This is a genomic window from Streptomyces djakartensis (assembly GCF_014651075.1).
Classification (GTDB): Bacteria; Actinomycetota; Actinomycetes; order Streptomycetales; family Streptomycetaceae; genus Streptomyces; species Streptomyces djakartensis.
In genome coordinates this window covers 327562-348744 of sequence record NZ_BMWE01000006.1, presented here as the reverse complement: position 1 = coordinate 348744, position 21183 = coordinate 327562, and the positions used below count along the sequence as shown (strand labels likewise).

The 21183-nt window shown below is 71.3% G+C and carries 18 protein-coding genes; 12 read left to right on the top strand and 6 right to left on the bottom strand.

Annotated elements, in window-relative coordinates; translation table 11 throughout:
• Positions 1–99: 99 nt before the first annotated feature.
• On the top strand, positions 100–1356 hold the full coding sequence (locus IE212_RS13165; RefSeq protein WP_190197980.1) for a GNAT family N-acetyltransferase: 1257 nt from the start codon (positions 100–102) through the stop codon (positions 1354–1356).
• 40 nt (positions 1357–1396) lie between these two features.
• Here IE212_RS13165 and IE212_RS13160 read toward each other — a convergent pair whose 3' ends face one another.
• Both IE212_RS13160 and IE212_RS13155 read right to left on the bottom strand, forming a co-directional pair.
• Positions 1397–2206, bottom strand: a complete 810-nt coding sequence (locus tag IE212_RS13160) for an Fpg/Nei family DNA glycosylase (protein WP_190197979.1) — start codon at positions 2204–2206, stop codon at positions 1397–1399.
• Between the two features lie 94 nt (positions 2207–2300).
• A complete protein-coding gene (locus IE212_RS13155; RefSeq protein ID WP_190197978.1) occupies positions 2301–2786 on the bottom strand; it encodes a ribose-5-phosphate isomerase in 486 nt (161 codons plus the stop codon).
• Positions 2787–3066: 280 nt separating this feature from the next.
• Here IE212_RS13155 and IE212_RS13150 point away from each other — a divergent pair, with 280 nt between their 5' ends.
• Complete coding sequence (locus tag IE212_RS13150; RefSeq protein ID WP_190197977.1) at positions 3067–4542, top strand: amino acid permease; 1476 nt, start codon at positions 3067–3069, stop codon at positions 4540–4542.
• 91 nt (positions 4543–4633) lie between these two features.
• Here IE212_RS13150 and IE212_RS13145 read toward each other — a convergent pair whose 3' ends face one another.
• Complete coding sequence (locus IE212_RS13145; protein WP_229864257.1) at positions 4634–6619, bottom strand: serine/threonine-protein kinase; 1986 nt, start codon at positions 6617–6619, stop codon at positions 4634–4636.
• Positions 6620–6861: 242 nt separating this feature from the next.
• Here IE212_RS13145 and IE212_RS13140 point away from each other — a divergent pair, with 242 nt between their 5' ends.
• Positions 6862–7587 carry an LPXTG cell wall anchor domain-containing protein gene (locus tag IE212_RS13140; RefSeq protein WP_190197975.1) on the top strand — a complete coding sequence of 242 codons (726 nt, stop codon included), beginning with the start codon at positions 6862–6864 and terminating at the stop codon, positions 7585–7587.
• A gap of 86 nt (positions 7588–7673) precedes the next feature.
• Here IE212_RS13140 and IE212_RS13135 read toward each other — a convergent pair whose 3' ends face one another.
• Positions 7674–8255 carry a biotin transporter BioY gene (locus IE212_RS13135; RefSeq protein WP_190197974.1) on the bottom strand — a complete coding sequence of 194 codons (582 nt, stop codon included), beginning with the start codon at positions 8253–8255 and terminating at the stop codon, positions 7674–7676.
• A 460-nt stretch (positions 8256–8715) separates the two neighbouring features.
• Between IE212_RS13135 and IE212_RS13130 the strand changes: the two genes are divergently transcribed.
• From IE212_RS13130 to IE212_RS13095, 8 genes are all read left to right on the top strand, one after another.
• Positions 8716–9915 (top strand): ROK family transcriptional regulator, encoded by a 1200-nt coding sequence (locus tag IE212_RS13130; protein ID WP_190197973.1) that lies wholly within the window; start codon positions 8716–8718, stop codon positions 9913–9915.
• Between the two features lie 231 nt (positions 9916–10146).
• A complete protein-coding gene (locus IE212_RS13125; protein ID WP_190197972.1) occupies positions 10147–11202 on the top strand; it encodes an ABC transporter substrate-binding protein in 1056 nt (351 codons plus the stop codon).
• Positions 11203–11207: 5 nt separating this feature from the next.
• Positions 11208–12074, top strand: a complete 867-nt coding sequence (locus IE212_RS13120) for an ABC transporter permease (protein ID WP_373301382.1) — start codon at positions 11208–11210, stop codon at positions 12072–12074.
• Complete coding sequence (locus IE212_RS13115; RefSeq protein WP_190197970.1) at positions 12050–12784, top strand: ABC transporter ATP-binding protein; 735 nt, start codon at positions 12050–12052, stop codon at positions 12782–12784. Before IE212_RS13120 ends, IE212_RS13115 begins: the two co-directional genes overlap by 25 nt.
• Positions 12781–14124: an LLM class flavin-dependent oxidoreductase gene (locus tag IE212_RS13110; protein WP_190197969.1), complete on the top strand. Its 1344-nt coding sequence runs from the start codon at positions 12781–12783 to the stop codon at positions 14122–14124. The genes IE212_RS13115 and IE212_RS13110 overlap by 4 nt, the downstream gene beginning before the upstream one ends.
• Positions 14125–14150: 26 nt before the next feature.
• The gene (locus tag IE212_RS13105; protein ID WP_190197968.1) at positions 14151–15044 is read left to right on the top strand and encodes a TauD/TfdA dioxygenase family protein; all 894 of its coding nucleotides are present in this window, start codon (positions 14151–14153) and stop codon (positions 15042–15044) included.
• 122 nt (positions 15045–15166) lie between these two features.
• Complete coding sequence (locus IE212_RS13100; protein WP_190197967.1) at positions 15167–16549, top strand: amino acid permease; 1383 nt, start codon at positions 15167–15169, stop codon at positions 16547–16549.
• Between the two features lie 134 nt (positions 16550–16683).
• Positions 16684–17331: a superoxide dismutase gene (locus IE212_RS13095; RefSeq protein WP_190197966.1), complete on the top strand. Its 648-nt coding sequence runs from the start codon at positions 16684–16686 to the stop codon at positions 17329–17331.
• Between the two features lie 109 nt (positions 17332–17440).
• On the opposite strand, the gene IE212_RS13090 is transcribed toward IE212_RS13095, so the two are convergent.
• Positions 17441–18064, bottom strand: a complete 624-nt coding sequence (locus tag IE212_RS13090; RefSeq protein ID WP_190197965.1) for a histidine phosphatase family protein — start codon at positions 18062–18064, stop codon at positions 17441–17443.
• A gap of 58 nt (positions 18065–18122) precedes the next feature.
• Positions 18123–19604, bottom strand: coding sequence for an FGGY-family carbohydrate kinase (locus tag IE212_RS13085; RefSeq protein WP_190197964.1), 1482 nt, complete (start codon positions 19602–19604; stop codon positions 18123–18125).
• A 156-nt stretch (positions 19605–19760) separates the two neighbouring features.
• Between IE212_RS13085 and IE212_RS13080 the strand changes: the two genes are divergently transcribed.
• A complete protein-coding gene (locus tag IE212_RS13080) occupies positions 19761–21182 on the top strand; it encodes an ABC transporter substrate-binding protein (RefSeq protein ID WP_190197963.1) in 1422 nt (473 codons plus the stop codon).
• The last annotated feature ends 1 nt before the right edge of the window (position 21183 follow it).

Here is a 21183-nt window from a genome sequence, read left to right as displayed (position 1 = left end):
CGAGGGCCGACTTCACAGTGAACTCCACCACGCGCCGCCCCGCCGCCGTCCGGGAGAAATTCCCTCGCTCGCCCCGCACCGCCCTGGTAGGCATGGCCCATGGCGACTGAGGCGACCGGGACCGCGGCGGCTCTGCGGGTGCTCCGGCGGGACGACTGGGACAAGTGGTACGACACTCTCATCCGTGCCTTCGGCGGTGTGCCGGAGGCCACCGAGGAGCGGGAGTTGTGGGACTCGCTGACCGAGTTCGACCGTTCACTCGGTGTGTGGGACGGGGGCGAGTGCGTGGGGACGGCGGGGGCGTTCAGTTTCCGGCTCACCGTGCCCGGTGGCGCCTCGGTGCCGGCCGCGGGCGTCACGATGGTCAGCGTGGCCGCCACGCACCGCCGGCGCGGTGTCCTGACCTCGATGATGCGGCGTCAGCTGGACGACGTCCGCGCCTGGGGCGAGCCGCTGGCCGTGCTCACGGCTTCCGAGCCGGAGATCTACGGACGCTTCGGGTACGGCGCCGCCACCTTCCAGTTGAACGCCGAGGTCGACACGAGCCGGGTACGACTGTCGTCGCTGCCCGCGGGCACGGACGACGTAAGCGTGCGGTACGCCGTGCCCGCCGACGTTCTCGGCGTGTGCGAGGCCCTGTACGCGCGGCAGGTGCCGTCGCGGCCGGGGATGCTGGCGCGGCAGCCCGGGTGGGAGCGGCTCGGGGTGCTCGACCCGGAGAGTGAGCGGGACGGGGCGTCGCCGCTGCAGTGCGTCCTCGCCGAGCGGGACGGTGAGACGGTCGGGTACGCGCGGTTCAGCGTCAAGCCGAACTGGGAGACGGCCGGCCCCGAGGGCACGGTGGTCCTCAAGGACTTGGTCGCGCCGGACCCCGCGGCGGACGCCGCGCTGTGGCGGTTCCTGTTCGCGATCGACCTGACGTCGAAGCTGGTGGTGCGGGGGCGGCCGGTCGACGACGCGTGGCAGTACATGGTGTCCGACATACGGCGGTGTCAGCCGCGGTTGCGGGATTCGCTGTACGTCCGGCCGGTCGACGTGGGGGCCGCGTTGGCGGCGCGGACGTACCAGGCGCCGGTGGATGTGGTGTTCGAGGTGGAGGACGCGTTCTGTCCCTGGAACGCCGGACGCTGGCGGCTGAGCGGGGATGCGAAGGGGGCGTGCTGTGAGCGTACGGCGGATGCGGCCGATGTCGCGCTGTCGGTGCGGGAGTTGGGGGCTGCGTATCTCGGCGGGGTGAGCCTCGGGGCGTTGCGGGCCGCGGGACGGGTGCGGGAGTTGCGGCGGGGGGCCGTCGCGGCGGCTTCGGTGGGTTTCGGGGCCGGTGTGGCGGCGCCGTGGTTGCCCCACGGTTTCTGACGGCCGGGCGTTCCGCTCCGGCGTCCGGGGCGGGGGAGGTTCACGGACGCTGGCAGGCCGGGCACCAGAAGAGATTGCGGGCGGCGAGGCCGGCGGTGCGGATCTCGCCGCCGCAGATGTGGCAGGGCTGGTTGGCCCTGCGGTAGACGTACACCTCGCCGCCGTGGTCGTCCACGCGGGGTGGCCGGCCCATCGCCTCCGGGGTGTGCTCCGGGCGGACGGTGTCGATCCGGTTGTCGCGGACGCCTTGGTGCATGAGCTCGACCAGGTCGGTCCAGATCGCGTCCCACTGGTCCGGTGTGATGTCCCGGCCGGCGCGGTACGGGTCGATGCGGTGCCGGAAGAGGACCTCGGCGCGGTAGACGTTTCCCACACCGGCGATGATCTTCTGGTCCATGAGAAGGGCCGCGATCGTCGTACGGCTGCGGCTGATGCGGCGGTACGCGGCGTCCGGGTCGGCGTCGTCGCGGAGGGGATCGGGACCCAGGCGGTCGTGTATCGCCCGCTTTTCCGGGGGCGTGATCAGGGCACAGGCGGTGGGGCCCCGGAGATCGACGTACGTGGTGTCGTGCGCCAGGCGGAGGCGGACGGTGTCCGTGGGCGGGGGTATGGGGGCCGGGCCGAAGGTGACCTTGCCGAAGAGGCCGAGGTGGATGTGGATCCAGTCGGCGCCGCGGAAGCCGAGGAAGAGGTGCTTGCCGTGGGCTTCGGTGTGGGTGAGTTCCGTGCCGGAGAGGAGGGCGGCGGCGTCGGCGAACTTGCCCTGGGGACTGGTCACCCGGGGGATGGTGTGCAGGAAGGCGGTGGCGTAGTCGCGGGCCAGACGGTGGATGGTGTGGCCTTCCGGCACGGCTTCTCCTGTGATCCGGCCGCGCTCGGCACCGCCCGCCCGGCCTCGGTGGCTTGGGCGGGCGTCGGCCTCGCGTGCGCGGGGGAACGCTGCGTTACTGCTGGGGGTGGTGCGGGGGGATCGGCGGCAGGTCACCCGTCGTTTCGTAGGCCTTGAGCATGTCGATCCGGCGGATGTGACGTTCGTCACCGGAGAACGGCGTCGCGAGGAAGACCTCCACGAACTTCGTCGCCTCGTCCTGCGAGTGCATGCGCGCGCCTACGGCGACGACGTTGGCGTTGTTGTGCTGGCGGCCGAGCGCCGCCGCCTCCTCGCTCCAGGCGAGGGCCGCACGGACGCCCTTGACCTTGTTCGCGGCGATCTGCTCACCGTTGCCGGAACCGCCGATGACGACGCCGAGGGCGTCCGGGTCGGCGGCCGTCCGCTCCGCCGCACGGAGACAGAAGGGCGGGTAGTCGTCCTGGGCGTCGTAGACGTGCGGGCCGCAGTCGACGGGGTCGTGGCCCGCCGCCTTCAGCCACTCGACGAGGTGGTTCTTCAGTTCGTAGCCCGCATGGTCCGAGCCGAGGTACACGCGCATGGGACGAGTGTGACACGGGCGTTCCGGGGAAGGTGCGCCGGGTGACGCTCAGGAAAAACTGAGCCGAATGTGAGGCGCATTACGGAAGCTCAGGAAAACCTCAAGTAACAATCTGGATTCGAAGGTTCTCCTAGACGTTCGCCTCCGATTCACTGGACCGGCTCGTGCACCCGCTCGTACGAGCTCCTGTACACCGTCACGCCGCGACACACCCCCTGGTCGTACGGTTCGTGCGGTTCGTACGGAAAACAGCTCCCCCGGCGCAAAGGAAATCCGTTCCATGACCTCGCAGACGCCGAAGACGACTGGAAACGATCGCGAAAGGCCCGGAGAACCCGGGGCGCAGGACTCCGGTCTGCAGGCCGGGCTCAAGAACCGTCATCTGTCGATGATCGCCATCGGTGGTGTCATCGGCGCGGGCCTGTTCGTCGGGTCCAGCTCCGGTATCGCCACCGCCGGACCCGGCATCCTGCTCTCCTACGCCCTCGTCGGCACGCTCGTGGTGCTGGTGATGCGGATGCTGGGTGAGATGTCCGCCGCCAACCCGACCTCCGGCTCCTTCTCCGCGCACGCCGACCGCGCCCTCGGCCCCTGGGCCGGCTTCACCATCGGCTGGCTGTACTGGTTCTTCTGGGTCGTCGTCCTGGCCGTCGAGGCCACCGCCGGCGCGGTGATCCTGGAGGGCTGGATACCGGCCGTGCCGCAGTGGGCCTGGGCCCTGATCGTGATGCTGGTGCTGACCGCCACCAACCTCGTCTCCGTCGGCTCCTACGGCGAGTTCGAGTTCTGGTTCGCCGGCATCAAGGTCGTCGCGATCGCCGCGTTCATCGTCATCGGCGGCCTCGCCGTCTTCGGCCTGCTCCCCGGCGTCGACAGCGACCAGGCCGGACTGAGCAACCTCACCTCACACGGCGGCTTCCTGCCCAACGGCGCCGGCGCCATCCTCACCGGTGTGCTCCTGGTCGTCTTCTCCTTCATGGGCAGCGAGATCGCCACCCTGGCCGCCGGCGAGTCCGAGAACCCCCAGCAGGCCGTCACCAAGGCCACCAACAGCATCATCTGGCGCGTAGCCGTCTTCTACCTCGGCTCGATCCTCGTCGTGGTGTCGCTGCTGCCCTGGGACAGCGAGTCCATCACCAAGGACGGCTCCTACGTCGCCGCGCTGGACTCCCTCGGCATTCCGCACGCCGGGCAGATCATGAACTTCATCGTGCTGACGTCCGTGCTGTCCTGCCTCAACTCCGGCCTCTACACCGCCTCACGCATGGCCTTCTCCCTCGGCCGGCGCGGCGACGCACCCAAGTCCTTCGCCCGCACCACCGGTAGCGGCGTGCCCCGCACCGCCATCCTCGCCTCCGTCGCGTTCGGCTTCGTCGCGGTCTTCTTCAACTACAAGTTCCCGGACTCGGTCTTCCTGTTCCTGGTCAACTCCTCCGGTGCCGTGGCGCTGTTCGTGTGGCTGGTCATCTGCTTCTCCCAGCTGCGGATGCGGAAGATCATCAAGGCCGAGGCGCCCGAGAAGCTCGTCGTGAAGATGTGGCTGTACCCCTACCTGACCTGGGCCACCGCCGCGCTCATCGTGTTCATCCTCGGCTACATGCTCACCGACACCGAGCACGACGGACGCACCACCATCTCCCTGTCCCTGCTCGTCGCCGCCGTCGTCCTCGCCATCGCCTTCGTCAAGGAGAAGACACAGGCCGGGCGGCGGGCCGCCGACTCCGACCAGGCCCGGGACAAGGTCTCGGCGGGCTGACCTCCGGGCACTCAGCCCCTGGCGCGGGGCCTGCGGCGCGTGTCGTGACACACGCACCGCAGGCCCCTTTTTCCTGTCCGCCGGACAGGCCTCAGAGCACGGTGAAGCTGTCCTTGACCTCCTCGTACACGCGCAGCGCCGCCGTTTCGGTCCCCGCCTCGTACCAGGTGCTGACCTGGTACGACGTGCCGCCCACGTCGAAGCCGAGCAGGCGGGCGTGCCAGTGGACGCCCTTCAGCGTGAAGGTGTACTCCCAGACCACCGCGGGGTGGCCGCGGAACGTCGTCTCCTCCAGGCGGAGCTTGCGGTAGTCCTGGCCCTGGCCGGCGTCGCGTTCCGAGGTCTGCCAGGTCCGCAGCAGGTTGCCGCGGGCCAGGGACGACTTGCCGACCAGTTCCTGTGTGCCGTCCGGGGAGGTGTAGTGCACCTCCGCGCCCGTCTTGACGTCCCGGCGCCAGCCGCTCGGTGTCGCCCAGGCGAACCCGCCGGCTTCCCGGTGCGCGCCCGGCGGCAGGGTCCGCGGCCTTGAGGTGCCGTGGACCGTGGGTGTGGGAGTGGGGCCGGTGGCCGGCGGTGGGGAGGCCGAGGATCCCGCGCGGGGCCGCGTGTCCCCCGGTGAGCCGGGCTGCGTCGCCAGCAGGACTCCCACGACGGCACCGGCTGTCGCGACCGTGGCCGCCACGGCGGCGAGGACCGTACGGCGACGGCCCGCGCCGGGGCCGGCGGTGGCCGGGGCGGCGGGGCCCGGGAGTTCGCCCGGGGGCATGGCGGTGGGTGCCGAGGCGGGGCGGGGGCGGTGCTCGGTTGCGGCCTGAGCGCGGGCGAGGGCGACGGGGCCGGGGTGATGGCCGGCCTTGGCCGCGGGTCCGGCGGGGCCTGTCGAAGGGGGCGCGCCCGGCTGTGTTCTCGCGGCGGCTTCCGGGGGTGCGGCGGCCGGCGGACGGCCCGGGTTCCGGTGCGGTGCCGTCTCCCGGCCGGTGACCGGCCGGCGGGGGTCCCGCGGAAGTGGTGGCCGCGGGGCCCGCGGCACCACGACGGGCTCCGACGGCGGTCCGGAGCCCGGCTCACCCTCCCCGACCGGCTCCGGCGCGGGCTCTGCTCCGGGCCCCGCAGCCCGTTCCCCGACCGGCTCCGGCGCGGGCTCTGCTCCGGGCCCCGCAGCCCGTTCCCCGTCCGGCTCCCTCTCCCCACCGCGCACTGGGCGGGACTCCGCCTCAGGGCGCGCCGCCTCGCCCCACCCCACCGGGACCGTGGCCGTCGGCGTCGGAAACGCGACCGGCCCCAGGGCCGCTTCCAGGTGCTCCAGGCCCGGGCGGGCCGCCGGGTCCTTCGCCAGGAGGGACGTCAGGATGCCGCGCAGCGGTCCTGACGCGGCGGGGAGTTCGGGCTCCTCGTACAGCACCGCGTGCAGGGTCGCCAGCGTGGTGGCGCGGGCGAAGGGGGAACGGCCGCCCAGGGCCGCGCAGAGCGTGGCGCCGAGGGACCAGACGTCGGAGGGCGGGCCCTGCGGGTGGCCGGAGATGCGCTCCGGGGCCATGTAGTCGGGGGAGCCGACCAGCATGCCGACCATGGTGAGCGCCTTGGCGTCCTGGATCGCGGCGATGCCGAAGTCCGTGAGGACGACTCGCCGTTCGGTCCGGTGCGGCCCCTGGCCGGGAACCAGGCCTCCCCCACATCCGGATCGGTCCGCCCCGCCCGCGTTCTCCACCAGCACGTTCCCGGGCTTGATGTCCCGGTGCAGCACGCCCCCCGCGTGCACCTGCCGGAGCGCAGCGACCAGGCCCAGTCCGATCCGGGCCGTCTCGTGGGCGCTCAGCGGGCCCTCCTGCGCGAGGATCCGCTCCAGGGAGCGGCCGGTGACCAACTCCATGACGATCCAGATGCGTTCGCCTTCGTCGACCACGTCGTAGACCCGGACGACGTTGGGATGGTCGATCCGCGCCGTGGCCCTGGCCTCGCGCAGGGTGCGCTCGCGACGTGTTCCGCTGTCCTCCGCGTCCCGGCCGTCGATTCGCATTTCCTTCACGGCGACCTGCCGGTCGAGTATTTCGTCGGCGGCTCGCCACACCCGTCCCATTCCCCCCTGGCCGATACTTTCGACCAGCCGATAGCGCCCCGTCACCAATTTCCCTGGAACACCGCCGCTGTTCGCATTCCCCGGCAATCCGCTGCACCCCCTCCACGACGCCGCGACCGACCCTCAGTGAAACACAACGGTCACACTTCGCGCCGTACCAGGATAGTGCGGGGAAATTTTGTGGTACCTCTTTCAGTGCTGCGAATTCAGGCGCAGTCCCGGGGGACACAAGGGGGACGAACATGAGTTCTCGTCGTACGGCCATGGTCGCGGGACCACTGGTCGCGGCATCATTCTCAGCGGTGCTGATCCTTTCCGGCACCGCCGGCGCGGAGGACGAAGGGCCCGCAAGCAGCAAGGGGGGAAAGGCCGTCGACGAGCCACCGGCCGGGGTGAGGCTCACCACCCGGCTGCCCGAGCGGATCTCGGTCGACAACGGTTCGAAGAAGACGGCGATTACCGCCACGGTGAAGAACGAGGGAAGTAAGGACAGCGGAAAGATCAGGCTGCTGGTCGTCGGATTCGACGGACTTGTCGTCAAGAACGTCGAGGGATGTTCCGCGATACCCGAGAAGGGTCTCCCGGAGGGCTCGAACAGCGGTTTCGCCTGCCCGATCGACAATCTCGCCGCCGGCAAGTCGAAGTCGTACGCCGTGGACGCGACATACGACCTGGGAAAGACCGGAAAGATCTGTCTGCCCGTCCAGACCGGCGACGGGAAGAAGACGTTCTGGCAGCAGGGCCCGGTGCCGTTCGGCACGACCAACCCGTCGCCGGACGCCCCGGCCACACCCCTGCTGCTCGGTACGGACAACAAGCCGGCGGGACCGGGCCGCAAGGAGCTGCCGAAGACCGGTCCGGCACGTGATCTGCTGCCGCTGGGCGCGGCCGGAGCGTCGCTGCTCGCGGCGGGCGCGGCCGGGATGTGGTGGTCGCAGCGGCGGCGGACGGGGCGGCAGGCGGGCTGAAAAGGGTCGCCGGCATCCTGCGTACACGCGAGCGGCCCGCCAGGGGGAACCACACCCCGGCGGGCCGCTCAACAACGTCCGTGAGCTCAGCTCTTGTCGGCGAACTTCCAGGCCGTCGGCAGCGCCCCCATCGCCAGCGCCGCCTTCAGCGCGTCGCCGACGAGGAACGGCGTGAGGCCGGCCGCGATCGCGGCGGTGGCGGACATGCCGGTGGCGAAGGCCAGGTAGGGCACGCCGACGGCGTAGATGATCGCCTCGCCCACCAGCATGGTGCCCGCCATGCGCAGCATCGAGCGGTCGGCGCCGCGGCGGGCCAGGGCACCCACGGCGGCCGAGGCGAGGACCATGCCGACGATGTAGCCGAAGGAGGGGGCGACACCGGAGGTGCCACTCGCGAACCACGGCATACCGGCGACGCCCGCCACGGCGTACAGCGCGAGTGCGAGCAGCCCGCGGCCGGCGCCGAGGGAGGTACCGACGAGCAGCGCGGCGAAGGTCTGGCCGGTCACCGGCACCGGGGAGCCCGGGACGGGTACCGAGATCTGGGCGGCGAGGCCGGTGAGCGTGGCGCCGCCGAGCACGAGGGCCGCGTCCCTGACACGGGAGGCGGGGAGCAGGTCGGCGAGGACCTGTCCGGCGCGTACGGGTGTGGCGGCAGCGGTGCTCATGGGGACTCCGCGAGGGTGAGGGTGGTCGGGACATCGTGACGCTATCCCAGCGTGCTCGCCCCGATCACCGTCAGTGGTCGACAAAGGCACGAACCGACGCTTGGTCGGCTCCGAACAAAGGGAGCGGGTTACACCGAGTACGGGGTGACGCCTGTCACGTCGATGGAGTGCTGCGCGACACCTGAACCGGGGCGAAGGGCGTCTGTAGGTTTCCCCCAAAGGCACGGGGGCCATCACGGGGCACCGTCTCGCCCGTCGGTCGCCGTCTGTCCGGGCGCGGACCGTTTTGCTAGCGTCGACGGCATGGTTGCCCAGGCCCGGTACTTCTCGCGGCGTCGCTATGTCGACCTGCGACGCCAGGGCACGGCCACCTGTCGCCGCCCGGCGTGAGGCGGGGCGGAGCGGATCCGGCTCGCCGATCGAGACGGCGCAGTGTCGGACCGGCCCCAGAAAGATTCCCATGCCCCGTACCGCGGCTCCCCTTCTGACGTCCCCCATCCCCCGTGTCGCCGACAGCGACCGGCGCCGTACCAGCGCGAGTGTCGTCCTGCGGTCGGTGCTGGAGCACGGGCCGGTCGCGCGCAGCACCATCGCCCGGCTGACGGGTCTGTCCCCCGCGTCGGTGACCGGCTACTGCGCCCGGTTCGCCGAGTTGGGGCTCATCCGTGAGTCCGCCGAACTCCGGCGTTCCAGGGGCGTGGGCCGACCGCATCTGCCGGTCGACCTGGACGACTCCCGGTTCGTGGTCGGCGGCGTGCACGTGGCGGTGCCGTACACCACGGTCGCGTTGCTGGATCTGCGCGGGCGGGTGGTGGCCCGGCGCGAGGTGAAGCACGAACGCACCGAGCCCGCACAGGTGCTGGCCCGGGCCGCCGACGCGCTGGCGGCGCTGCTCGCCGGAACTCCCGGCAGCAGGCCGCTGAGCGTCGGTTTCGCGGCGGGCGGCTGGGTGGACCGGGACTCGGGCACCGTCGTCGAGCATCCGCTGCTGGGCTGGCGCGAGGTGCCGGTGCGGGAGGTGCTCGGCGCGCACACCGGGCTGCCGGTCCATGTGGACGGACACGCGCGGGCGCTGGTCAACGCGGAGCGTCTGTTCGGCGGGGCCCGGGGCAGCCGCAGCGTGCTGCACCTGTTCGCGGGCAATGTGGTCGACGCGGCGTTCGCCACCAACGACGAGGTGCACCACGGGCCGCGCTCCCAGGCCGGGGCCATCGCCCATCTGCCGGTGCCGGGTGGCACGGAGCCCTGCGACTGCGGCCGGGTCGGCTGCCTCCAGGAAGAGTTGAGCGAGCGGACACTGTGCCGGCGGGCCCGCGAGGCGGGGATCGTCGACGGGGTGAACCCGATGCACGTGGTCGGCGCCGCCGCGGCCGGTGACCCGGTGGCCGCACGGCTGCTGCTGGAGCGGTCGCGCAGGGTCGGGCGGGCGGTGGGGCTGCTGCTCGATGTGCTCAACCCCGAGCGGGTGGTCGTGACGGAGATCGGGATCATGCACCGGGAGGACTGTCTGGCCGCGTTGCGCGAAGAGGTCGAAGCCGGCCGCGCCGCTACCGTGTCACCGACCAGTTTCCCGGATTCCATCCTGGCCGTGGCGGGTGGTTCGGTGGCGCTCGACGTGCTCTATCGCGATCCGCTGGGCGCGTCACCTGAGGTCATTTAATTCAGAAACTCGGAATGTTGACAGGGGTGGTGCATGGCCGGGAACATCCTGTTCATGACCCCGCTCACGAGCTGTCGCACTCTCTGTTGCTGACCCGTTGACGCGCCTAGGCGCCCGTTCACGGAGCGCCTTCTCCTTCCCGTGTGAAATTCACGTGAATTCCCCTGCCCGGCTTTTTCCTGCCCGGAATTCCGCGTGCTGTGCCCTCTTCCATCCTCTTGGAGTCCTCCCATGCCCTCGCCCTCCGTGCCCGGTGTCGACCGGCGCCTGTTCCTGACCTCACTGCTCGGCGTGACGGCCGCTGCGGCCGGACTGAGCGGCTGCGCGGACAACAGCGCCGCGGCCGAAGCGGCGTCCGACGCTCCTCTGGCCTCCAAGGTTCCCGCCGGTACGAGCCTGAAGATCGCCTCGTTCCAGAACGCGCAGCAACTCCAGTTCAAGCTGGCCGGGTTCCGCGACCTGCCGTTCAAGGTGTCCAACTGGCTGAACATCGGCGCGGGCCCCGATGTCATCAACGCCTTCCGCGCGAAGTCGCTGGAGGTCGCCAACAACGCGGGTGTCCCTCCGATCCAGGCGCACTACCAGGGCTTCGACGCGAAGATCGTCGCGATCAACATCACCCGCAAGCCCAACTACCTTTTCGCCACCAAGCCCGGCAGCGACATCCGTGAGGTCGCCGACTTCAAGGGCAGGCGGCTGGCCTTCTCGCAGGGCCAGGCCCAGGGCGTCGTGCTGCTGCGGGCGCTGAAGAAGGCCGGTCTCGCGTACGACGACGTGGAGCTGGTGCCGCTGACCAGCAACCAGTTCCTCACGGCCCTGCAGTCCGGGCAGGTGGACATCGCCCCGCTCGGCAACACGCAGGCGCCCGCGTACCTGGCGCAGAACAAGTCCGCCCGGACCGTCAAGACGGACGTGGTGGATTTGCTCAACCTGCTGTGGGCGCCGGTCTCGGTGCTCAACGACCGGGCGAAGGCCGCCGCGGTCGCCGCGTACATCCCGTACTGGGCGAAGGGCGCGGTGTGGACGTACGAGCACCCCGACGAGTGGAACGAGCAGTTCTACGTCGGGACGCAGAACCTGACCCCGGCCCAGGCGAAGGGGATCAGCGAGCTGGCCAACAAGCCGCTGTTCCCGCCGCGCTGGGACGAGGCGATCGAGTGGGAGCAGGAGACCGCCGATCTGCTCGCAGAGGGCGGCTTCGTGAAGAAGTTCGACGTCTCCGAGCTCTTCGACCACCGATTCGAGTCCCTCGCGGCGAAGGCCGTACCCGCGGAGTACCGGAGGTGACCATCGTGACCACGCACACGACCACGACCACGACCACGCACACGACCGCCGCCGCACCGCTCGCCCCCGTCGAGGAGCCCCGCCAGGTGCGCAGGCGCCGGCGACTGGCCCCGGGCAGGCGGCTGCCCGCCACCCGGCTCATCGGGCCCGCCGTCGTCCTCGCCCTGTGGGTCGTCGCCTCCGCGGCCGGACTGCTCGACCCGGGCGCGATCCCGGCGCCGTGGACGGTGCTGGAGACGGGCAGCCGTCTGTGGGACGCGGGCACGCTGCCGGACGACATCCTGACCTCCCTGCAGCGCGCGGCCACCGGCTTCGCCATCGGTCTGACCGGGGGGATCCTGCTCGCGCTGGCGTCCGGGCTCACCCGGACCGGCGAGGCGCTGATCGACGGCACGGTCAACCTCAACCGGGCGATCCCCACCCTGGGTCTGATCCCGCTGTTCATCCTCTGGCTGGGCATCGGCGAGACCTTCAAGATCGCCATCATCGCGATCGTCGTCTACATCCCGATCTACCTCAACACGCATGCCGCGCTGTCCGGCATCGACAGCCGGTTCGTCGAACTGGCCGAGGTCCAGGGCCTGTCGAAGTACCGGTTCATCCGGCAGGTCGTCGTCCCCGGCGCGCTGCCCGGCTTCTTCGTCGGGCTGCGGCTCGGCGTGACCGGCTCCTGGCTGGGCCTGGTGGTGCTGGAGCAGATCAACGCCACCAGCGGCCTCGGCTACATGATGTTCCAGGCGCAGAACTACGGCCAGACGGACGTCATCCTCGTCGGCCTGGTCGTCTACGGCGTCTTCGGCCTCATCTCCGACAGCGCGGTCCGCATCGTCGAACGGAGGGTGCTGTCATGGCGCCGCACACTGAGCAGCTGACCCGGCCCGCCGTCCAACTGCGCGGCCTGACCCGGTCGTTCGACGGCCGGACGGTCCTCGACGGCATCGATCTCGACCTGCCCGCCGGGCAGCTCACGGCCCTGCTCGGGCACAGCGGCTCCGGCAAGAGCACGCTGCTGCGGGCGATCGCCGGACTCGACCACGGCGTCACCGGCAGCGGGCAGCTCAGCGCCCCGGAACGGGTGTCGGTGGTCTTCCAGGACTCCCGGCTGCTGCCCTGGCGGCGGGTGCTCGCCAACGTCCTGCTCGGACTCGACGGAAAGGACGCCGAGCGGCGCGGCCGTGAGGCCCTGGAAGAGGTGGGGCTGAAGGGTCGCGAACGGGCCTGGCCGGGTGAGCTGTCCGGCGGGGAGGCCCAGCGCGCCGCCCTGGCCCGGTCCCTCGTCCGGGAGCCGGAACTGCTGCTGGCCGACGAGCCGTTCGGGGCGCTGGACGCGCTCACCCGGATCCGGATGCACGGCCTGCTGCGGGAGCTGTGGGAGCGCCACCGGCCCTCGGTGCTGCTGGTCACCCATGACGTGGACGAGGCGATCGTGCTCGCCGACCGGGTGCTCGTCCTCGACCAGGGCCGGATCGGCCTCGACCTCCCCATCGACCGCGCGCACCCCCGGTCGTACCGCGATCCCCTGCTCGGCGAGTACCGGGAGCGGCTGCTGGCCGCGCTCGGTGTCACGGAGGACCATCGATGACCGGCAGACAGCTGCACCTCAACGCCTTCCTGATGAACACCGGCCACCACGAGGCGTCGTGGCGGCTGCCGGAGAGCGACCCGTACGCGCATGTGGACCTGGCGCACTACGTGCGGCTCGCCCGGATCGCCGAGCGCGGCACCTTCGACTCGCTGTTCCTCGCCGACGGCCCGCAGCTGTGGAGCAGTGTGGCCCAGCGGCCCGCCGGAGCATTGGAGCCGATCACGCTGCTGACCGCCCTGGCCACGGCCACCGAGCACATCGGCCTGATCGCCACGGCCTCCACCTCCTACAACTCGCCGTACAACCTGGCCCGCAAGTTCGCCACCCTGGACCATCTCAGCGGCGGCCGGGCGGGCTGGAACATCGTCACCACCGCCGGTGCCGAGGCCGCCCGCAACTTCGGTCTGGACGCCGAGCCGGCGCACGCCGAACGGTACGCGCGGGCCGCCGAGTTCCTCGACGTGGCGCTGAAGCTGTGGGACAGCTGGGAGGACGACGCGATCGTCGCCGACAAGGCGGCGGGCGTGTGGGGCGACGACGCGAAGATCCACCCGCCGCGGCACAAGGGCCGCTACTTCAGCGTCGAGGGGGCGCTCAACGTGCCTCGCACACCCCAGGGTTATCCCCTGCTGGTGCAGGCCGGCTCCTCCGAGGACGGCAAGCGGTTCGCCGCACGGTACGCGGAGGCGGTGTTCACCGCCCAGCAGACCATCGAGGACGCGCGGGCCTTCTACGCCGACCTCAAGGCCCGGACCGTCGCCGCCGGGCGGGGCGCCGACCACATCAAGGTGCTGCCCGGGATCGTGCCGGTGATCGGCTCGACGGAGGCCGAGGCGCGGGCCGGCGAGCGGGTCCTGGAGGACCACATCGTGCACACGCACGGAGTGGCCCACCTTGAGCGGCTGCTGCAACTGGCCCCCGGGACCCTGGATCTGGACGGCCCGCTCCCCTCCGACCTGCCGCCGGAGAGCGCCGTCGAGGGCGCCAAGAGCCGCTACACACTCATCGTCGAGCTGGCCCGGCGTGAGCGGCTCACCGTGCGAAAGCTGATCGGGCGGCTCGGCGGCGGGCGCGGGCACCTCACCTTCGCCGGGACGCCCGAGCAGGTCGCCGACACGATCCAGCTCTGGTTCGAGTCGGGCGCCGCCGACGGCTTCAACATCATGCCCGCGGTGCTGCCGTCCGGGCTGGAGGCCTTCGTCGACCACGTCGTCCCGATCCTGCGCGCCCGCGGCCTGCTCCGCACCGAGTACGGCAGCCCCCGCCGGACCCTGCGGGAGCGGTACGGCCTCCCGCGCCCCGCCAACCAGCACGTCCCCGCCCCCGCTCTCCTCTGATCCCTGCCGTCCGAAAGGAACCCGTCATGGCCATCGAGATCCACAAGGTCACCGCGAACATCGGCGCCCGATTCGAGGGCGTCGACATCACCCGGCCTCTCGGCGAGGAGACGTACACCGCCCTGCGTGAGGCGCTCAACGCCCACAAGGCCCTCGTCTTCGACGCGGAGGGCCTGGACGACGCGGGCCAGCAGGCCTTCGTCCGTCACTTCGGTGACATCACCACCGCCCACCCGACGGTGCCCGCCGTCGACGGCGCCCCGAACGTGCTGCCCGTCGACAGCGAGGGCGGCCGGGCCGCCAACCACTGGCACACCGACGTCACCTTCGTCCTCAACCCGCCGCAGGCCACCAGCCTGCGCAGCATCACGGTCCCGCCGTACGGCGGCGAGACGCTGATCGCCAGCTCGGCCGCCGCCTACCGGAACCTGCCCGAGTCGCTGCGCGCCCTCGCCGACACGCTGTGGGCCGAGCACACCAACGACTACGACTACGCCGTCCCGGAGGAGGCCGTCGACGAGGAGCAGGCCGCCCGGCGGGCCCAGTTCACCTCGATCAAGTACCGAACGGTCCACCCGGTGGTCCGGGTCCATCCGCTGACGGGCGAACGCGGCCTGTTCATCGGCGGCTTCGCCCAGCGGATCGTGGGCCTCTCGCCGGGCGAGTCCCGCAAGATCCTCGACCTGCTCCAGGCGTACGTCACCCGGCCGGAGAACGTCCTGCGCCACCGTTGGTCGCCGGACCAGCTCGTCCTGTTCGACAACCGCATCACCCAGCACTACGCCGTCGACAACTACGACGGCCGGCCGCGCCGTCTGCACCGGGTCACGGTCGCGGGGGACGTCCCCGTCGGGGTCGAGGGCAAGGAGAGCTACGTCATCGAGGGCGACGCCTCGCACTACACGCCGGTGGCCGCCTAGCCACGGAGAGCGACGCGACTGTCCGGATGCTGGGATGCCTCACCGCTTCGGCGGGGAGGCATCCGAGACTGGCGGCGTTTTTGCCCCCCGCACGCCCCTCACGCATTGGACGAGCCACGCCCATGCCCAGCAGCACCACCACGGAGACGCCGGCCGGTACGGACGACGCCTCCCTCTCGCACGGCCTGAAGCAGCGCCACCTGTCGATGATCGCCCTCGGCGGCGTGATCGGTGCCGGTCTGTTCGTCGGCTCCGGTGCCGGCATCGCCGCCGCCGGTCCGTCGATCGTGGTCGCCTACGCCCTCTCCGGCGCCCTCGTGATGCTGGTGATGAGGATGCTCGGCGAGATGTCGGCCGCGTATCCGTCGTCGGGGTCGTTCTCGGCGCACGCCGAGCGGGCGATCGGCCCCTGGGCGGGATTCACGGCCGGCTGGTCGTTCTGGGTGCTGCTCTGCACGGCCGTCGGCCTGGAGGGCATCGGCGCCGCGAAGATCGTCAGCGGCTGGCTGCCGGGCACGCCGGAGTGGGCGTGGGTGGCGCTGTTCATGGTCGTCTTCTGCGGCACGAACCTGGCCGCCGTGAAGAACTTCGGCGAGTTCGAGTTCTGGTTCGCGGCCCTGAAGGTCGGCGCGATCACCCTGTTCCTGGTGCTCGGCGTCCTGGCGATCGCGGGCGTCCTGCCCGGCACGGACTCGCCGGGCGCGAGCCACCTCACCGACTTCCTGCCGAACGGCGGCGAGGGCCTCGTCATCGGCCTGCTCGCCTCGGTCTTCGCCTACGGCGGCCTGGAGACGGTCACCATCGCGGCGGCCGAGTCGGAGAACCCGGTCCAGGGCGTGGCGAGTGCCGTCCGCACCGCGATGTGGCGGATCGCGCTGTTCTACATCGGCTCGATGGCGGTCATCGTCACCCTGGTCCCCTGGGACTCCGAGGAGGTCGTCGAGAAGGGCCCGTACGTCGCCGCCCTCGACCAGCTCGGCATCCCGGGTGCCGGGCAGTTGATGAACGTGGTGGTGCTGGTGGCGCTGCTGTCCGCGATGAACGCCAACATCTACGGCGCCTCCCGCATCGCCTACTCGCTGGTGGCGCGCGGCCAGGGCCCGAAGGGGCTGGGCCGGGTCTCGGGCGGGGTGCCGCGGATCGCCGTCCTGGCGTCCTCGGTGTTCGGGTTCGGGTGCGTGCTGCTGAGCTACTGGCGCCCGAACGACGTCTTCGCCTGGCTGCTGAACATGATCGGCGCGGTGATCCTGGTGGTCTGGATCTTCATCGCCGTCTCGCAGCTGCGCCTGCGCCGCCGTCTGGAGCGCGAGGCACCCGAGAGGCTGGCCGTGCGGATGTGGGCGTTCCCGGTGCTGACCTGGGTCGCGCTGGCCGGCATGGTGACCGTCTTCGTGCTGATGGCCCGGCAGCCGGACACCCGGGTGCAGTTGTACTCGACGGGCGGGATGACGCTGGCCCTGGCGGCCGTCGGCTACGCGTGGCAGAAGGCGCGCGCCCGGCAGTAGGAACCGGACGGTGAGAAGGCCCTCGCGACACACGCGGGGGCCTTTTCGCGTGCCCGGGCCACACGAGCACGCCCTTCTGCTGCTAGCGTGCAGTTGCAAGTTGATTGCAATAAGAGCCCCGGAGGGGAATCCCCATGCCCGTCTACACGCTGCCCGAGCTCCCTTACGACTACTCCGCGCTCGCCCCCGTGATCAGCCCGGAGATCATCGAGCTGCACCACGACAAGCACCACGCTGCCTATGTGAAAGGCGCCAACGACACGCTGGAGCAGCTCGCCGAGGCTCGGGACAAGGAGACCTGGGGGTCCATCAACGGGCTGGAGAAGAACCTGGCCTTCCATCTCTCCGGGCACATCCTGCACAGCATCTACTGGCAGAACATGACCGGCCCGAAGGACGGTGGCGGTGAGCCGCTGGCGCAGGACGGGGTGGGTGAACTCGCGGATGCGATCACCGAGTCGTTCGGGTCCTTCGCGAGGTTCAAGGCGCAGTTGTCCAAGGCCTCGGCGACCACCCAGGGTTCGGGCTGGGGTGTGCTCGCCTACGAGCCGCTGAGCGGGCGGCTGATCGTGGAGCAGGTCTACGACCACCAGGGCAACGTCGGTCAGGGCTCGACGCCGGTCCTGGTCTTCGACGCCTGGGAGCACGCCTTCTACCTGCAGTACCGCAACCAGAAGGCCGACTTCATCGAGGCCATGTGGCAGGTCGTGAACTGGCAGGACGTGGCCCGCCGTCACCAGGCCGCCAAGTCCCGGGCGGATGTGCTGCCGCTGGCTCCCTGAGGGCCGTCGAGCGTCCTGCCTCGTGATCGTCTTCTCACCCTTCACGACGGCGGGCGGAAGGAAGAAGGCCCCCGCGAGGACGTGACTCGCGGGGGTCTTCCGTACCCTGCTACTCCCCCTCCGCCCCGCAGGGCACATTGAGTGAGAGGAGTGCGGCGGAACCGTCGGGGTGCACGCGCAGTTCGCTGATCGCCGCGTTGCGCAGCCGCGGGAGCACTCTGCGGTACTCCCGGGCCGGGATCGACAGCAGGGTGCACAGCACCAGGCGCAGCAGCGTGTTGTGGGCGACGACCAGGACACGTCCGCCGGGGTGGGCGGCGGCGATGTCGCGCAGGGCGCGGACTCCGCGAACCGCTGCCGCCGAAGGATCCTCGGCCCCGGGGAAGGAGTTGGCCACCGGGTCGGCACGGTAGGCGGCGGCCCACTCCGGGTCCTCGGCCTCGAACTCGGCGAGCGTGCGGCCTTCGACCACACCGAAGTCGCACTCCCGCAGGCGGGGGTCGTACTGCGGCGTGAGGCCGAGGGCACGGCAGGCGGGGTCGGCGGTGGCGACGGCCCGGGAGAGCGGCGACGTCCAGATCGCGTCGACGGGATGCGCGGCGGCCCAGCGGCCGAGGGCCTCGGCCTGGGCGCGGCCGGTGTCGGTCAGGCCGATGTCGCTGATCCCCGCGTAGCGGTTCTCGGCGTGCCAGACGCTCTGCCCGTGCCGGGCCAGCAGGAGGGTGGTGGTCAAGGGCCGGTCCGTTCGGGTGCGGTCGGGCTGTGGGTGCGGGGCCGCACCAGGGTCCCGGTCATGAGTCCCCCGTGTCCAGGTGCAGACGGGCCCGGGCGTGTTCCGCGACGCGGGCGGGCAGCCAACCGCGTTCCCGCAGGGCGTCGACGAGGCGGGCGTACGGTTCGGCGAAGGCCGCCGTGCGGTCGGGGCGGGGTTCGAGGACGGCCCGGACCCGGACCATGCGCCCGGCGACGTCCGCCAGAGCCCCGGTCTCCGAGACTCCGAAGGCCGCCAGCGCGGCCATCCCCAGGGCCGGTTCGGTCTGTTCCGGGACGCGGGCCGGGCGGCCCAGGATGTCGGCGCGCAACTGGTTCCAGTACGGGCTGCGCGCGCCGCCGCCGGTGAAGGTGAGGGGCCCGTCCAGGGGCGCGCCGAGGTGGTGCAGGTAGTCCAGGCAGAGGCGTTCCGCGAAGCCGACGCCCTGGAGCAGCGCGGCCCACAGGTCGGCGTCGTCCGACGGTTCCCCGAGGAGGAGCGGCGTCGCCTCCGGTGCCCGGAAGGGGAACCGCTCCCCCGGCGACACCAGCGGGTAGGCGACCGCCCGGGACGGCTCGAAAGCGGCGGCCCGTTCGTCCATCGCCGCGGGGTCGGCGTCCGGGAAGTGCGCGGTGAGGGCTCCGGCGCCCACGCTCGACGCCCCGCCGGGCAGCCAGGTGCCGTCCGGGGCACGGTGGTTGTAGACCACGCCGGTGGGGTCCCGGACGGGGTCGCGGGCGGCTCCCTTCAGCACCAGCGTGGTGCCGAGCACCGAGTTCCAGGATCCGGGGCGCAACGCGCCCGAGGCGATCTGGGCCGCGCAGCCGTCCGTCATTCCGGCGAGCACCGGGGTGCCGGCGGGGATGCCGGTGGCGTCGGCGGCCGCTGCGCACACCTCGCCGAGGCGCGTGCCCGGGCGTACGACGTCGGGCAGGAGGCGGTCGGGGACGCCGAGTTGGGCCAGTGCCGCTTCCGGCCATGCCTCGCCCCACAGGTCGTAGCCGGTCTTGAGGGCGTGGCTGGAGTCGGCCGGGGGCGGTTCGCCGATGAGGCGCGAGATGATCAGGTCGGGCTGGTGGGCGAGGCGCAGGCCGGGGCCGTACTCCCCCGCCAGCCACAGCGCCTTCGGCAGCGCCCAGGTGTCCTGGACCGCGAGCCCCGCCTCGCGGGCCCGGGACGCCTCCGTCGCCGCTCGGGCGTCGTCATACATCAGCGCGGGGCTCACCGGCCGTCCCGAACCGTCCGTCAGCAGCACCGTGCCGGACGTGCCGCACACCGCGAGACCGCCGACCGGAAGGCCGGGGGGCGCGGAGCCGAGGGCCGCCCGGGACGCCGTGCACAGCGCCGCCCACCAGCGCAGTGGGTCCTGCTCGTGCCGTACCCCGGCCCGCCGCCCGGCCAGGGGGGCCGAGCCGCTGCCGAGGACCGTGCCGTCGGCGGTGACGAGCAGCACACGGACGCTCTGCGTGCCCAGGTCGACACCCAGCCAGCCCGCACCCTCGTCCGCACCGTCGTTCACCATCCGGAACCTCCCACACCGTCGCAGCCGGATCTGTGAACTTCTCACTGTGCCCCGATATTTTCCCGTGCGCGAGGGATTGACGCCCAACTTCAGCCGTTCCACCCTCTGTTAGCGAGTCGACTCGACGTGTTACCCAGGCTCCACGCGGAGGTACGGATGGACACGCACGTGCACGACCGCCGGCGCTTCCTCGCGCTCGCCGCCGGGGCTGCCGCGGCGCCGCTGCTCACGGCCTGCGGGGCCGGTTTCGGCGGGGACGACAGCAAGAGCGACGGCTCCGCGGCGGACGACGTCACCGGATCCTTCGACTGGAAACGGGAGAAGGGCACCACCGTCAAGGCGCTGCTCAACAAGCACCCGTACACGGACGCCCTCATCGCCGACCTGAAGTCCTTCACCGAGAAGACCGGCATCGAGGTCGAGTACGACGTCTTCCCCGAGGACAACTACTTCGACAAGCTCACCGTGGACCTGTCCAGCGGGCGTGCCTCCTACGACGTCTTCATGCTCGGCGCGTACATGGTGTGGCAGTACGGGCCCCCGGGCTGGCTGGAGGACCTCGGGCCCTGGATGCGCAACTCCTCGGCGACGGGCGCCGAATGGGACCAGGCGGACTTCTTCCCGAACCTGCTCCAGGCCGACCAGTGGTCGCTGAAGGCCGGCGCGCCGCTGGGCCAGGGCGGGCAGTACGCGCTGCCGTGGGGCTGGGAGACGAACGTCGTCGCCTACAACACCGAAGTGTTCCGCAAGCTCGGCCTGAAACCGGCCGAGAGCTTCGACGAGTTGGCCGAACTGGCAGGGACCATCAAGCGGAAGGCGCCGGGCGCCGGCTTCGACGGGATGTACGGGATCGCCGTACGCGGATCGCGGAGCTGGGCCACCATCCACCCCGGCTTCATGACGATGTACGCCCGCAACGGCCTGAAGGACTTCACGGTCGACGGCGGGAAGCTCACACCCGCCATGAACAGTCCGGAGGCCGTCGCCTTCACCGAGGACTGGGCGCGGATGGTCAAGCGGGGCGGGCCGCCCTCCTGGACGTCGTACACCTGGTACCAGTGCTCCAGCGACCTCGGCGCGAAGAAGGCCGGGATGCTGTTCGACGCCGACACGGCCGCCTACTTCCAGGCGGTGAAGGGCGCCAGCCCCGCCTCCGGGAAGATCGCCTTCCACCCGGGGCCGAAGGGACCGGGCGGCTCCCTGGCCACCAACATGTGGATCTGGTCGCTCGGCATGAACGCCAAGAGCAGGAAGAAGAGCGCCAGTTGGCTGTTCCTGCAGTGGGCGACCGGCAAGGAGCACCTGCGCAAGAGTGCCATCACCCACAACCACATCGACCCGGTGCGCAAGTCGGTGGCGGACGACGCCGCCTACAAGGACAAGATGAGGCACCTGCCGGGCTTCCTGGAGACCTTCGAGACGGTCGTCGGCCAGACGGAGATCCAGTTCACCCCGCAGGCGCAGTTCTTCGACGCGACGACCAGCTGGGCGGCGGCACTTCAGGAGATCTACGGCGGCAAGGGCGCGCGGTCGGTCCTGGACGGGCTGGCCGACGACCTCGCCGGCAAGGTGGGCTAGC

What these genes read in the sequence shown, in the direction of transcription:
- IE212_RS13145 (WP_229864257.1), bottom strand. Translation starts at nt 6,619, where the DNA reads ATGGGACGGGTGTGGCGAGCCGCCGACGAAATACTCGACCGGCAGGTC.
- IE212_RS13125 (WP_190197972.1), top strand. Translation starts at nt 10,147, where the DNA reads ATGCCCTCGCCCTCCGTGCCCGGTGTCGACCGGCGCCTGTTCCTGACC.
- IE212_RS13080 (WP_190197963.1), top strand. Translation starts at nt 19,761, where the DNA reads ATGGACACGCACGTGCACGACCGCCGGCGCTTCCTCGCGCTCGCCGCC.
- IE212_RS13165 (WP_190197980.1), top strand. Translation starts at nt 100, where the DNA reads ATGGCGACTGAGGCGACCGGGACCGCGGCGGCTCTGCGGGTGCTCCGG.
- IE212_RS13085 (WP_190197964.1), bottom strand. Translation starts at nt 19,604, where the DNA reads ATGGTGAACGACGGTGCGGACGAGGGTGCGGGCTGGCTGGGTGTCGAC.
- IE212_RS13150 (WP_190197977.1), top strand. Translation starts at nt 3,067, where the DNA reads ATGACCTCGCAGACGCCGAAGACGACTGGAAACGATCGCGAAAGGCCC.
- IE212_RS13100 (WP_190197967.1), top strand. Translation starts at nt 15,167, where the DNA reads ATGCCCAGCAGCACCACCACGGAGACGCCGGCCGGTACGGACGACGCC.
- IE212_RS13115 (WP_190197970.1), top strand. Translation starts at nt 12,050, where the DNA reads ATGGCGCCGCACACTGAGCAGCTGACCCGGCCCGCCGTCCAACTGCGC.
- IE212_RS13140 (WP_190197975.1), top strand. Translation starts at nt 6,862, where the DNA reads ATGAGTTCTCGTCGTACGGCCATGGTCGCGGGACCACTGGTCGCGGCA.
- IE212_RS13155 (WP_190197978.1), bottom strand. Translation starts at nt 2,786, where the DNA reads ATGCGCGTGTACCTCGGCTCGGACCATGCGGGCTACGAACTGAAGAAC.
- IE212_RS13095 (WP_190197966.1), top strand. Translation starts at nt 16,684, where the DNA reads ATGCCCGTCTACACGCTGCCCGAGCTCCCTTACGACTACTCCGCGCTC.
- IE212_RS13110 (WP_190197969.1), top strand. Translation starts at nt 12,781, where the DNA reads ATGACCGGCAGACAGCTGCACCTCAACGCCTTCCTGATGAACACCGGC.
- IE212_RS13130 (WP_190197973.1), top strand. Translation starts at nt 8,716, where the DNA reads ATGCCCCGTACCGCGGCTCCCCTTCTGACGTCCCCCATCCCCCGTGTC.
- IE212_RS13135 (WP_190197974.1), bottom strand. Translation starts at nt 8,255, where the DNA reads ATGAGCACCGCTGCCGCCACACCCGTACGCGCCGGACAGGTCCTCGCC.
- IE212_RS13105 (WP_190197968.1), top strand. Translation starts at nt 14,151, where the DNA reads ATGGCCATCGAGATCCACAAGGTCACCGCGAACATCGGCGCCCGATTC.